At 35.0% G+C, this 13,436-nt stretch carries 9 protein-coding genes; 4 read left to right on the top strand and 5 right to left on the bottom strand.

The features are described from left to right. Positions 1 to 78 precede the first annotated feature (78 nt). Positions 79 to 1,725, bottom strand: a complete 1,647-nt coding sequence (locus tag Q0X14_RS00340) for an amidohydrolase (protein ID WP_297840881.1) — start codon at positions 1,723 to 1,725, stop codon at positions 79 to 81. A gap of 329 nt (positions 1,726 to 2,054) precedes the next feature. Here Q0X14_RS00340 and Q0X14_RS00345 point away from each other — a divergent pair, with 329 nt between their 5' ends. After that, positions 2,055 to 3,758: a DEAD/DEAH box helicase gene (locus Q0X14_RS00345; protein ID WP_297840884.1), complete on the top strand. Its 1,704-nt coding sequence runs from the start codon at positions 2,055 to 2,057 to the stop codon at positions 3,756 to 3,758. A gap of 64 nt (positions 3,759 to 3,822) precedes the next feature. Here Q0X14_RS00345 and Q0X14_RS00350 read toward each other — a convergent pair whose 3' ends face one another. Both Q0X14_RS00350 and Q0X14_RS00355 read right to left on the bottom strand, forming a co-directional pair. Then, positions 3,823 to 4,638, bottom strand: a complete 816-nt coding sequence (locus tag Q0X14_RS00350) for a T9SS type A sorting domain-containing protein (RefSeq protein WP_297840885.1) — start codon at positions 4,636 to 4,638, stop codon at positions 3,823 to 3,825. A gap of 11 nt (positions 4,639 to 4,649) precedes the next feature. After that, positions 4,650 to 6,200 carry a T9SS type A sorting domain-containing protein gene (locus tag Q0X14_RS00355; protein ID WP_297840888.1) on the bottom strand — a complete coding sequence of 517 codons (1,551 nt, stop codon included), beginning with the start codon at positions 6,198 to 6,200 and terminating at the stop codon, positions 4,650 to 4,652. A gap of 177 nt (positions 6,201 to 6,377) precedes the next feature. Here Q0X14_RS00355 and bshB1 point away from each other — a divergent pair, with 177 nt between their 5' ends. The 3 genes from bshB1 to acs all read left to right on the top strand — a co-directional run bounded on the left by bshB1 (position 6,378) and on the right by acs (position 10,901). Next, the gene (bshB1, locus tag Q0X14_RS00360) at positions 6,378 to 7,103 is read left to right on the top strand and encodes a bacillithiol biosynthesis deacetylase BshB1 (protein ID WP_297840890.1); all 726 of its coding nucleotides are present in this window, start codon (positions 6,378 to 6,380) and stop codon (positions 7,101 to 7,103) included. Between the two features lie 93 nt (positions 7,104 to 7,196). After that, positions 7,197 to 8,798 (top strand): phosphoenolpyruvate carboxykinase, encoded by a 1,602-nt coding sequence (locus Q0X14_RS00365; RefSeq protein ID WP_297840893.1) that lies wholly within the window; start codon positions 7,197 to 7,199, stop codon positions 8,796 to 8,798. Positions 8,799 to 9,011: 213 nt separating this feature from the next. Then, positions 9,012 to 10,901, top strand: a complete 1,890-nt coding sequence (gene acs, locus Q0X14_RS00370) for an acetate--CoA ligase (protein WP_297840896.1) — start codon at positions 9,012 to 9,014, stop codon at positions 10,899 to 10,901. Positions 10,902 to 10,958: 57 nt separating this feature from the next. On the opposite strand, the gene Q0X14_RS00375 is transcribed toward acs, so the two are convergent. Continuing rightward, the gene (locus Q0X14_RS00375; RefSeq protein WP_297840898.1) at positions 10,959 to 11,792 is read right to left on the bottom strand and encodes a patatin-like phospholipase family protein; all 834 of its coding nucleotides are present in this window, start codon (positions 11,790 to 11,792) and stop codon (positions 10,959 to 10,961) included. A 26-nt stretch (positions 11,793 to 11,818) separates the two neighbouring features. After that, positions 11,819 to 13,378, bottom strand: coding sequence for a citrate lyase subunit alpha (citF, locus tag Q0X14_RS00380; protein ID WP_297840901.1), 1,560 nt, complete (start codon positions 13,376 to 13,378; stop codon positions 11,819 to 11,821). Between the last annotated feature and the right edge of the window lie 58 nt (positions 13,379 to 13,436).

Consider the following 13,436-nt stretch of genomic DNA (forward strand, 5'->3'; position numbering starts at 1 on the left):
TTGGAATAAATTTGTGCAGAGACTTGTTATGGCAAGTCTCTACACATTGCATCTCTAAAAACAAAATGAGAATGAAATTTATTTCCTGTAAATAATCTTTCCGTCAAAAACTGTCATTACAACTTCTGCATCTTTAATCTCAACAGGGTCTATTGTTAGAATATCGTCACTCAAAACAATTAAATCAGCAAGCTTACCAACTTCAATACTACCTTTTATATTTTCTTCGAACGCTGCATAAGCTGAATTTAATGTATAACATTTAATTGCATCTTCAACCGAAATCTTTTGTTCGGGAATCCAACCATCTGGGTTTTTATCATCTAAAGTTCTTCTTGTAACTGCTGCATAAAGTCCGAGCATCGGATTAAGTGGTGCAACATACCAGTCGGTTCCGAAACATAATTTTACACCAGCTTCGAGAAATGATTTAAATGGATAAGTGTATTTAATTCTTTCCGGACCAATTCTTTTTTCAGCCCAAACACCATCATCAATACAATGATATGGCTGAACTGAAGCAATTACTCCAAGCTTTGCAAATCTTGGTATATCCTGAAATCTTACATGCTGTGCGTGTTCAATTCTGAATCTTCTATCCCACTCAGGATTTTCTTTTGTGATTTTTTCAAATAAATCAAGCATATAAGAGTTTGCTCTATCACCTATTGCATGAACCGAAAGTTGTAATCCATTTTTATCTGCATAGAGACACCATTTTTCCATACTGCCATCTGTAATTATATCCATCGGTAAGCCAAATGTGGTTGTATCCTGATTGTACTTTTCAAAAAACCAGGCAGTGCTTGAGCCGAGTGAACCATCAGCAAAAGCTTTTAACGAACCCATTTTAATTAAGTCATCTCCGAAACCAACTTTAATCTTTCCTTCAACCAAGGATTTGTAATCAGCAATAGGCCAGCGGGTATAAATTCTGCAAGTTAATTTTCCTTCGCTCTTTGCTCTTTCAAATGCTTTCAGTGCATCAGCAAAAGTAATATCGTGAACACTTGTGATGCCTAATTTTTTTGCTTCATCAAGTGCAGCGAGCAATGCTTCATAATTTTCTTCGTCAGATGGTTCGGGAATTACACGATAAATCAGATTCATCGCATTGTCTTTAAGTACACCGGTTGGTTCGCCAGAAATATCTTTTACTATCAATCCACCTTCGGGAGTTTCTGTCTCTTTTGTTATTCCAGCTAATTTTAATGCTAATGAATTTGCTACACCCATATGTCCATCAAGTCTTTCAACAAAAACAGGTTGGTCGGGAACTACTTCATCAATCATTTCCTTTGTGGGTAAATCTTTTACTTCCCAATTTTCATGATTCCAATAACCACCGGTAATCCATTTGCCGGGATGTTTTGCAGCATAATTTTTTAAGATGTTTTTAAATTCAGTTGTAGAGTTAGCTGGTCTTAAATCAATTCCGAGTAAATAAAATCCACCTGAAACAAAATGAACATGATTATCAATAAATCCCGGAAGCATTAACTTACCTTTGAGATCAATTACTTCTGTTGAATTATCAATAAGTTTTTTAGCATCTGATGATGAGCCGACAAAAATAATTTTGTTACCTTCAACGACTACTGCTTCAGCTAAAGGTTGGTTGTCATTAACTGTATAGATTTTTCCGTTGATAAATGCTTTTTTCATTTCTTGTGCCTGAAGAATTATTGATGAAAAAATAATTAGCAGAAAGAATAAATGTTTCATTGTTAATACCTCGGGAATTTTATTTGAAAATATAATAAAGAATTCAGTTAATTGTTCAGATTGAATCTTTATCACAAATCCAATTATAGGAAATCATAATCTTTTACTTATCTTTGATGCGAGAATTAAGTGATTTTACTTTTCCGAAGTAATTTCGGTTATTGAACATTTGACGATGTTCTGATTTCAAAAGCAAAATTTCCAGCCAGAAGCACTTTTAAGTATTCTTGCCTACTTTATTCTTCACAAAAAAAATAGTTCGAATCAATCAGTATAAATAAATCTGCATAGATTCTTACTGAACATTAAAACATAAAAGAAAGAGAAAAATGAAAACTTTCGAAGAGCTCGGATTAGAGCATAGTATAGTTACTGCTATAAAAGAACTGGGATTTGAAAATCCAATGACCGTTCAGGAAAAAGTAATTCCTGTTTTACTCGAGGATAATGAAAATGATGTAATTTGTTTAGCTCAAACTGGCACCGGAAAAACTGCAGCTTACGGATTACCAATTATTCAGAATGTAAATACTAAAAAATCATACACACAATATTTAATTCTTTCTCCTACAAGAGAACTATGTCTTCAGATTGCAGATGATCTTTCCGATTTCGCTAAGTACAAAAGCGATGTAAAGATTGCTGCAGTATTTGGTGGTTCAAGTATTGAAAGGCAAATTCAACTTGTTAGAAGTGGTGCTCACATAATTTCTGCAACACCGGGACGCTTAATTGATTTGTTGAAAAGAAAAGTTGTTGACCTTTCAAAAGTTAATACAATAATTCTTGATGAAGCAGATGAGATGCTGAATATGGGATTCAGAGATGATCTCGAAGAAATATTAAAATCAACTCCGGATAATAAAAGCACATTACTTTTTTCTGCAACGATGTCATCTGAAATTCGTGCGATTGCAAACAAATTTATGTTTGAACCTGTTGAAATAACCATCGGAAAGAAAAATGTTGGTGCAGAAAACATCAAACATATTTGTTACACAGTCAATGCAAAGGATCGTTATCTCACATTGAAAAGAATTGTTGATTATTATCCCGAGATTTATGGAATTATCTTTTGCCGGACTAAACGCGAAACTCAGGATGTTGCTGATCTTTTATTGAAAGATGGTTACAATGCTGAAGCTTTGCACGGTGATTTATCTCAGGCACAACGAGAAACAGTTATGAATAAATTCAGGCAAAGAAACATTCAGCTACTTATTGCAACTGATGTTGCAGCTCGCGGATTGGATGTTGATAGTTTAACGCATGTGATTAATTATAATTTGCCGGATGAACTGGAAATCTATACTCACAGAAGTGGCAGAACCGGAAGAGCAGGAAAAACAGGAACTTCCATTGTAATCACAAATCTTAAAGAGAAATCAAAACTAAGAACAATTGAAAATCAGACTAATAAAAAATTTGAACATCTTAAAGTGCCATCAGGTAATGAAATTTGCGCGAGACAGCTTTTTCATCTCGTAGACAGAGTGGAAAAAGTTGAGGTTGATGATTCGAAAATACAGTCTTTTCTTCCTGAAATAATGAAGAAACTTGATTGGTTGGATAGGGAAGAGCTTATCAAAAAATTTGTTTCAGTTGAGTTCAACAGATTTTTAAGTTACTATAGTAACCTGAAAGATGTGGAAACTCCTGTTGAATCAATTAAATATAAGTCAAATAGTTCTTCTGATTATAACTTTAAAAGATTTTTCATCAATTTAGGTCAGCTTGATAACTTAAAACCTAAAACTCTCATTGATATGATAAATGAATTCACCGGAACCACTGATATTGAAATCGGTGAAATTGAAATACTTAAGACTTTTTCATTCTTTGAAGTTGATTCAGAATATGCTGATAAAATTTTATTTGCATTCAGAAATAAATATTCAGGCAAAAGAAAAATTTCCGTTGAAGTTTCGGAAGGAAGAAATAAAAACCGTAGCAAAAAATCCTTCAGAGTAAAAGAAGGCAATTCGAGGAAAGAATTCCGCAGGAAAAGTTTTCAGAAAAGTTATAACAGATAAATTCTTTATCAAAAAATCAAAGTTGTCAGTCTCCGATAATCTAAGACTGACAACTTAGTTAATCTTACTTCATTAATACAAGTTTCTTTGTCTGACTTTGATTATTACTAATCAATCTTAACAAATAAACTCCACTGGTCATTGAAGAATTTGCCTGAAAGATTATTGAATGATCACCAGCTTCAAAATATCCATCTACCAATGTTTCAATTTCATTTCCGTTTATGTCATAAATTTTAATGATGTTTCTGCCAGCTTTATTTGTTTTCCAACTAATATTTGTTGATGGATTAAATGGATTAGGATAATTCTGATAAAGAATAAAATTATTCGGAGCAGGAATATTTTCATCAACAGAAATTGGTGCATCATATATGGTGATTACAAACTTTCTTCCAAAGTTCCAATGATCTGCGTCCGTTGGAATACCATCTCCGTTAACACTATTTCCAACAGAATATAATGTATCTGTGCTAACTGAATCCGGAGCTTCATAAACAAATCTCCAGAATATCGTATCGCCAACAAAGTTTAATGGTTGAGTATGTGTTAGCTGCGTATCTCCCTGCACATACTCCATTCGCTGAGTTAATGAATCGATTGAATAAACTTTGCCAAGTAGTGCAGCGAGATTGAAACCACCTTCAACTGCGGGACCTCCGGAAAGGTAAAGTTTATATTCAGCAGAAGCACCGAGTACCAATGAATCAGGTCCTTCAATCCACACTGAAACTGAATCTGAGTTTTCAAAATTGTGACAAATACAACCCATTGCGCCGTCTTTTTCTGTCAATCCAACAATTCCTGTTGGATATTGAACTTTGAATGCAAAAACTATAACAGAAAAGAAAACAATTACTAAGATGAAATTCGTTTTCATATTCTATTCTTTTATTTAATTAAAGATAATTTTTTTGTTGAAACAAAATTTCCTGCCTGAAGTTTATAAATGTAAACTCCACTTGGAAGATTGTATTTCTCTGAATCAAATGTAACCTGATAACTTCCGGCATCTTTATATTCATTCACTAAAGTTGCGACTTCATTTCCAAGCATATCATAAACTTTTAAAGTTTGCCAACTTCCTACCGGAGAATGCCAACTGATTTTTGTGCTCGGATTGAACGGGTTTGGATAATTCTGCTCAAGTGCAAAGTCTTTTATTAAGTTATTATTGATATTTACTTCAACTGAATTTGTCAAAGTTTCTGTACCATCATAATCAATTTGTTTTAACCTGAAGTAATGAACACCTTTACCCAAATTTTCAACTGTGTATGAATAAGAATGTTTCTCGGTTGTTGTTCCAAAGCCAGGGACGAAAGCAATGTAATCAAAAGTTTTGTTATCAACGCTGTATTGAATTTCAAATCCAGAGTTGTTCAATTCAGTTGAAGTAATCCATTCGAGAACAACTTTGTTTTCAACTACTTGTGCGATAAAGCTTTCAAGTTCAACCGGAATAAAAAATGGAGAAGTTAATTTGTATAATCCACTTGATTGTGCTGCATAAACAGACATTGAATCGGTAATGTAAACCTGATAATGAGAAGAAGTAATTGGTATCTGAAGCCAGGTTGAACCACCGTTTTTGGTTCTCCAGGTTGAACCACAAGAATAGCAACCGGCAAAAACTTCATTTCCGTCGTTGGGATTTGTATGAACTCCCCACATATTGATTCCCGCGAATGTAGGTTGAGCAGCCCATGTTTGTCCATAATCCGTTGATTTCAGGAAGCCACCGCCACCACCCCATTTGGTTGCCCAGGCAATTCCCGGATTGGTAAAGTCAACAGCAATTGTTGGTATCTCACCGCTTGTGCTATGAACCTGTGACCAGTTTAAGCCATAATTTGTACTTCTGAAAATTCCGGTTCCATTATCACCAATGAGAATAATATTTGTATCCGGAAAGACTTCTATATCGCAAGGTGCGCTAATAGGTCCGAAATTACTTGCAATAGTAGTCCAGGTGCTTCCGAAATCAGTAGATATTTTGAAGTTAACACCAATCATTGTGAATAATGTATCCGGATGTGAAGGATCTTGTGTAACAGGAATTCCAAAGTATGACATCTGTCCTTCATCATTGGTTAAAATCCAGGTTTGTCCATAGTCAGTTGTTTTATAAATTTTATCATTGGGAGAAGATTCAACAGCCACGACCATTGTTCCTGGTGCATCATCTTTAAGTGTAACAGATTTTACTGATGAAGCTCCCGGAATATTTGTTCCCATCTGAGTAAAAGTTTCACCGCGATCTGTACTTCGGTAAATCTTATTTCCGCTTCCATAATAAACATTGTTGGTATTGTTTTTCTCAACATCAATCGGTCCACCAAGACTGCTTCCGGATTGTTTAAGCTGCCATTGATATGATTGAGCAGAAACAAAATTAGTCAATAGAAAAAAGAACAAAACAAGAACAGTAATATTTTTCATTATAAGACCCTCTAAATGAATGATTAGTTATTATTTTATTCGGATTAGCTTTATCAAATTAAAAAGATATTAATTAAATCAAAAGAATTTTTTTATTTGAAGTGAATTAATAATGAATACTGTTATACATTTGTATAGCTGAAAATTAAATCTTCTAAATCATCAGAGGAATAAATTATGCATCTTGATGTACTCGTTTTTTCTGCACACCCGGACGATGCAGAACTTTCAATGGGTGGGACTGTTGCACTTCTTTCAAAAAATAATATCAAAGTCGGTTTAATTGATTTAACAAAAGGTGAGATGGGAACAAGAGGAACAGCAGAAACGCGTCAGCGTGAAGCGTTTAATGCAGCCATAACATTAAAAGCTGCAATGCGGGAAAATCTTGAAATCCCTGATGGAAATATTCAATTGAATAAAGAAAATCTTCTTAAAGTTATTATTACAATCCGGAAGTATCGTCCATCAATCGTTTTTGCCCCATATTTTAATGACAGACATCCGGATCATATTGATGCAAGTCAGCTTATTAAAAGAGCTGTTTTTTATTCGGGATTGGCTAAAATCAAAACATTTGACAGAGAAGTTCCTCAACAACAATTCAGACCGGATAGATTATTTTATTTTATGCAGACTTATACTTTTGAACCAACTTTTATTGTTGATATTTCTGAAACTTTCGAACAAAAGATGAAAGCTATTGCTTGTTACGAAACTCAATTTCACAATCCTAAAAGCACTGAACCCGAAACATTTATCAGCAGACCTGAATTTATAAACTATATTCGTTCGCGGGCTGAATTTTATGGCTTTCAGATTCATAAGAGGTACGGGGAACCATTTTTCTGTGAGGAGAAATTAGAGCTTAATCTTTTAAATTTTTTCAATAAGAATCAGTAATTGTTTTAGGTATAAATTTTTACTTTCCATATCACATTTTTTCAATGAGTCAAAGATTATTTTTTGATGTCAATTATAAAGGAGAATATATAAATGCAACTTAAAGATAAAATCCTGATTGAGTTACAACAACTCGGATTAAAAAATATCAGGGAAGTTTTTTACAATTATGTAACTCCTGCGCTTTATGAACAGGTTATAAGAAGAAGAGAAGGTTTACTTGCACATTTAGGTCCTCTTGTAGTAAGAACCGGTTATCACACAGGCCGAAGCCCAAATGATAAATTTATTGTTAAAGAAAACAGCAGTGATAAAAATGTTTGGTGGGGAAAAGTTAACAAATCAATGGCTGAAGATTGTTTCGAAAGATTATTCTTGAAAATGAAAGCATACATTCAGGGAAAAGATTTATATGTCGAAGATTGCTATGTAAGCGCTGACCCAAAATACAGAGTTGGAGTTCGTGTAATCACTGAAAATGCCTGGCATGCTCTTTTTGCAAGAAATATGTTCCGTAGATATAAAGATGAAGAAGAATTATCAAATCATAAAACAGATTTTACAATTCTTCATATGCCGAATTTCCATGCTGATAAAGAAGTTGATTGCACAAACTCTGAGGTATTCATAGTTATTCATTTTGGAAAGAAATTAATTCTGATTGGCGGTACAAGCTATGCAGGTGAAATAAAGAAATCTATCTTCACAACGATGAATTATCTGATGCCTCTTCAAAATGTTATGTCAATGCATTGCTCTGCCAATGTGGGTAAAGATGGAGATGTTGCGCTCTTCTTTGGATTGAGTGGAACCGGAAAAACAACTCTTTCCGCAGATCCTAACAGACCTCTTATTGGAGATGACGAACACGGCTGGAGTGATGAAGGAGTTTTCAACTACGAAGGCGGATGTTATGCTAAAGTTATAAGACTTTCGCAGGAAGCCGAACCTGAAATTTATGAATGCACCAGAAAGTTCGGGACAATTTTAGAAAATGTTCAAATCAATGCACACACTCGTAGAGTTGATTTGGATGATGATACTTTTACCGAAAATACCAGAGCTGCTTATCCAATCACACATCTTAATAATATTGTTGAAGATGGAATGGGTGGGCATCCGAAAAATATCATAATGTTAACAGCAGATGCTTTTGGAGTTCTTCCTCCGATTTCTAAATTATCAATTGATCAGGCAATGTATCATTTTATTTCTGGTTATACTGCAAAAGTTGCGGGAACTGAAAAAGGTGTCACCGAACCAAAAGCAACTTTCTCAACTTGCTTTGGTGCTCCGTTTATGGTTCATCATCCTGGTGTGTATGCAAAATTATTGGGTGAAAAAATTAAAAAGCACAATGTAAACTGCTGGCTTGTTAATACTGGTTGGACAGGTGGCCCTTATGGTGTTGGTAGCAGAATGAAAATTCAATACACACGTGCAATGCTTACTGCTGCGCTAGAAGGAAAATTAGATAATGTTGAATATGAAAAAGAACCTTTCTTCAATCTAATGATTCCTAAAGAATGTCCTGGCGTTCCAAATGAAGTGCTCAATCCCAGGAATACCTGGGCAGATAAAAATGCTTATGATGAACAGGCAAAGAAACTTGCAAACATGTTCATAGAAAATTTCAAAGAGTATGAATCAGCAGCAGATGATTCAATAAAAAACGCAGGACCAAATAAATTCTAGTGAAATTAAACAGGAGGTTGTTTCAAAATCCGGTTAAAATGATTTTTGAAACGCCTCCTGGTTTTATGTAATGAATGATTTTCATTCAACTTTATAACTCCTTCAAATCAAGTATCAACAAAAATTCTTTCGTTTATTGAATATCTAAAACTAAAGTTTTAACTTCACGCCCAAGTAAAACCAAATTTATCACACCAACAAAGGAGCATTTTTATGGCAGAAAAAAAATTATCCGGTGAAGTTTACTATCCCTCAAAAGAAGTACTCGAATATGCTAATGCCAAATGTGAAAGTTTGTATGAATTCGCTTCAAAAGACCCTATAGGTTTTTGGGAAAGTGAAGCGAAAAATCTTTATTGGAGTAAACCCTGGACAAAAGTTTTAGATGATTCTAATAAACCGTTTTATAAATGGTTCGTTGGTGCTGAAACTAATATCGCCTACAACTGTCTTGATGTTCATGTTAAAACCGCAAGACGAAATAAACTTGCACTGATTTGGGAAGGTGAGAACGGTGAGTTCAGATCTTTTTCATATTTCGCTCTTCACAGAGAAACCTGCCGGTTTGCTAATGTGCTTAAAAGTCTTGGTGTGAAAAAAGGTGATAGGGTTACTTTATATATGGGCAGAATTCCTGAACTGATGATTGGAATGCTTGCCTGTGCAAGAATTGGCGCAATACATTCAGTTGTTTATGGTGGCTTTTCTGTTGAAGCTTTACACGAACGACTTGAAGATAGTCAATCAAAAGTTTTAATTGTTGCTGATGGTTCATATCAGAGAGGGAAAATAGTTGAACTTAAAAAAATAGCTGATGAAGCATTACAAAGAGCAGCCACTGTTGAGAGTGTTTTGGTAGTTAAAAGAACCGGTCATCAGATCAATATGGAATTTGGAAGAGATATGTGGTATCACGAACTGATGAATCTCCCGATAGCAAATAATAACGAGTGCCTTGAGATGGTTGATGCTGAACATCCATTATTTTTATTATACACTTCAGGAACAACCGGTAAACCTAAAGCAATTCTTCATACTCACGGTGGGTATATGGTTGGTACTTACACTACTTTGAAGTATGTGTTTGACATTCACGAAGAAGACAGATATTGGTGTGCTGCTGATCCCGGCTGGATTACCGGACATAGTTATATTGTTTACGGACCTTTATTAAACGGTACAACTTCATTTATGTATGAAGGAGCGCCAAATTATCCTTATCCTCATCGCTGGTGGCAGATGATTGAAAAATATGGAATTAACATTCTCTATACTGCACCAACAGCAATCAGAGGCCTGATGAGGTTCGGAGATGCCTGGCCTAACAGATATAATCTTTCTTCATTAAGATTACTTGGTAGTGTTGGTGAACCAATCAATCCTGAAGCCTGGAGATGGTATTATAAAGTAATCGGAAAAGAAAGATGTCCGATTATGGATACCTGGTGGCAGACTGAAACAGGAATGTTTATGATTACTCCGATGCCTTGCACACCATTAAAACCTGGTTCAGGGACAAAACCTTTTCCTGGAATTGTTGCTGATGTTGTTGATGAAAACGGAAATCCTGTTAAACCAAACGAGGAAGGATATCTCGTCATTAAAACTCCTTGGCCTTCAATGTTAAGAACTATTTGGAATGATCCGGACAGATATGTTAATCAATATTGGAGTAAATATCCCGGAATGTATATGACTGGTGACTCAGCTAGAAAAGATGAAGATGGTTATTTCTGGGTAATCGGTAGAGTTGATGATGTAATAAAAGTTTCCGGTTATAGATTGGGCACAGCTGAAATAGAATCTGCTTTAGTTAGTCATCCTGCAGTTGCAGAAGCTGCAGCCATTGGTCTTCCGCACGAGGTAAAAGGTAATGCAATTCATTGTTTTGTTTTATTAAAGACAGGATATGAAAAATCTGATAAATTGGTTGATGAATTGAAACAACACGTAGCACACGAAGTAGGTCCGATTGCAAAACCAGAACAGATTGAAATAGTTGATTCACTTCCCAAAACCAGAAGTGGAAAAATTATGCGCAGAGTTTTGAAAGCCAGAGCATTAGGAATTGATCCGGGAAATTTAAGTACATTGGAAGAGTAAAAATCGGATTTGAGTTTGTTATTTTGTAGAGACTTGCCATGGCAAGTCTCTACTTTATTAATTCTTTTTTCTATTTAAATGATTTTCCAGTTCTCTTTTCAACTTTTCTTTTGCCTTCAGCGCTTGAGCAAATATCAATTCAGTTTTTGCGAAATCGAACAACCTGATATCTTTTATCTGAGGTTTAATATAGATATCTGGCTTTGTGTGTTTTAGCTTTTCTCTGATGATTGAAATTTGCATTATCTGAAATGTGCTGAATACCGAATCAAGTGTTGCAGGCATTTCTTTTATATCAGAATGGTTGGATGCTGTCACATCTATCGCAATAGTAAGATCACATTTACTCTTAATCAAATCATAAGGTAAAGGATTGACCGCACCGCCATCAATTAAAACTTTTCCTTGATATTCAACTGGAGTAAATAAACCCGGAATTGAATAGCTTGCTTTTACAGCAGGAATCAGTTCACCTGAATTAAATACAATTTCTTTCTTTGACCAAAAATCTGTTGCAGTTATATAACAAGGAATTTTAAGTTCTTTGAAAGTTTTTGCTGGTATTCTATCGGAAAGAAATTTCTGAAATTTTTCACCTTTGATTAAACCTGATTTAATAATTTGAGGATCAAACATCGTAAGAAGTTTGATAACATCTGACCTGAGCAGAAAATCAAATATGCTATCTGATTTGGGATTGACTAATTCATTAAGAATTTCCCGCATTGATTTTGAATCTATTCCCGCTGCGTAAAATGCAGCTCCGATTGCCCCAATGCTTGAACCTGATACAACCGATGCTTTCAATCCAAGCTCTTCAAGTGCTTCAACCATCAAAATATGAGCAATACCTCTTGATCCACCTGAACCAAAAGCAATTCCTATTTTCATTTAATCCAGAACTTTCTGATGTTTTTTCAATTTGTATCTACCTGAAAAACAGAATCGAGTACTGTTCCATCAACCCATTTTACAATGGCAACAACTTTATCTTTATTCAACTTTGGTTTAGCAGGTTTTCCACCACAGATTGTATCGACTTCTTTCTTTATTTCTTTTATATCACGAATTGGTAGTGATGAATCTTTTACTGCTTTCAATAAATCTTTTCGTTTTGGATTTATCGCTATTCCTCTTTCAGTTACAATCACATCAATAAGTTCTCCAGGACCACAAAGAGTAGTAACTTCATCAACAATTACAGGAATTCTGTCACGGAAAGATGGAATAGCAAGTATTGTACATTTTGAGTAAAGACAATTCTGCCAACCTCCTATTCCATGTAATAGATAACCGTCGGAGTGCGTTACAACATTTGCATTAAAGTTTATATCGACTTCAGTCGCACCAAGAATCGCAGCATCAACGATTGAAGCGAAATTCCCTTTACCATGAAAATTGTAACTCGTGAAAGGCGAAGTATTTATATGATTAGGATTTTCCCGAAGACTTTTAACACCTTCGAGATCAAAAGTTTGCCCATCAAGAATGTAATCGGTGAACCCTTCATTCAAAAGTTCAACAAGATATTTAGTGCTTCCTCCACGAACGAATCTTGCTTTAACATTTTTTGCTTTCATTCGTTCTTTCAGAAATGGAATGAATGCAAGAGAAGTTCCGCCTGCACCTGCCTGAAATGAAAATCCATCTTTCATTATTCCTGCTTCATCAAGAAATTGTGCAATGTATTCAGCAATTAAAAGTCTGTCAGGTGACTTGGTAATTTCAGTTGTTCCGGAGACAATTTTTGAGGGATCACCAATTGAATCAATCTTGACTACATAATCAACATTGTTACCCTGAATCATCCAGGGATAGCAGGGAAATGGAACAAGATTATCGGTTACAACAATTACTTTATCGGCATATTCCGAATCCACCAGTGCAAAACCAAGTGGTCCACAAGCTGCAGGACCACGGTCTCCGGTTGCATTTCCAAAAGAATCTGCAGTAGGTGCAGCAATAACAGCTATATCAATGTGAACTTCTCCATCCTGCACTGCCTGATATCTTCCTCCGTGTGAACGAAGGACTCCAACTCCTTTCATCTTACCTTCGGAAGTAAATTTTCCTAAAGGTCCGTTCATACTTCCTTCGATGTGATGGATCGTTCCGTCTTCAAGATACTTTATTAAGTGTTGATGGACTGGAAATGATGCAGAAGGAAACCATCTTATATTTTTTATTCCCATCTCGTGAATGATATCAAATAAAATATTGGTAACATAGTCACCGTTTCGAAAATGATGGTGAGTTGAAATTGTCATTCCATCTTTTATTCCAGCTTTCTTCAAAGCAGTATTTAAATCTTTTACTAGTTTATTTCCATCCCACGGATAATCAACACAACTCCTGATTGGTGGTTTTGCTTTGTAACCTGTTGGTTTGTGTTTGTTGACTCCCTTAAAGGGAATTTGCTCTTGTCCGTTTACTTCGGTTGGAACTAATCTTCCAGCAGCGTTTTTTATTAATTTCATATTCATTCCTTTGTGAAATGGTACGCAGATTTTTATGATTATTATGATTTGTTATGAT

It is taken from the genome of Ignavibacterium sp., assembly GCF_025998815.1.
Classification (GTDB): domain Bacteria; phylum Bacteroidota; class Ignavibacteria; order Ignavibacteriales; family Ignavibacteriaceae; genus Ignavibacterium.

Bases quoted from the DNA above. Each gene is read 5' to 3' on its own strand.
- Q0X14_RS00340 (WP_297840881.1), bottom strand. From the start codon at position 1,725: ATGAAACATTTATTCTTTCTGCTAATTATTTTTTCATCAATAATTCTT.
- Q0X14_RS00345 (WP_297840884.1), top strand. From the start codon at position 2,055: ATGAAAACTTTCGAAGAGCTCGGATTAGAGCATAGTATAGTTACTGCT.
- Q0X14_RS00350 (WP_297840885.1), bottom strand. From the start codon at position 4,638: ATGAAAACGAATTTCATCTTAGTAATTGTTTTCTTTTCTGTTATAGTT.
- Q0X14_RS00355 (WP_297840888.1), bottom strand. From the start codon at position 6,200: ATGAAAAATATTACTGTTCTTGTTTTGTTCTTTTTTCTATTGACTAAT.
- bshB1 (WP_297840890.1), top strand. From the start codon at position 6,378: ATGCATCTTGATGTACTCGTTTTTTCTGCACACCCGGACGATGCAGAA.
- Q0X14_RS00365 (WP_297840893.1), top strand. From the start codon at position 7,197: ATGCAACTTAAAGATAAAATCCTGATTGAGTTACAACAACTCGGATTA.
- acs (WP_297840896.1), top strand. From the start codon at position 9,012: ATGGCAGAAAAAAAATTATCCGGTGAAGTTTACTATCCCTCAAAAGAA.
- Q0X14_RS00375 (WP_297840898.1), bottom strand. From the start codon at position 11,792: ATGAAAATAGGAATTGCTTTTGGTTCAGGTGGATCAAGAGGTATTGCT.
- citF (WP_297840901.1), bottom strand. From the start codon at position 13,378: ATGAAATTAATAAAAAACGCTGCTGGAAGATTAGTTCCAACCGAAGTA.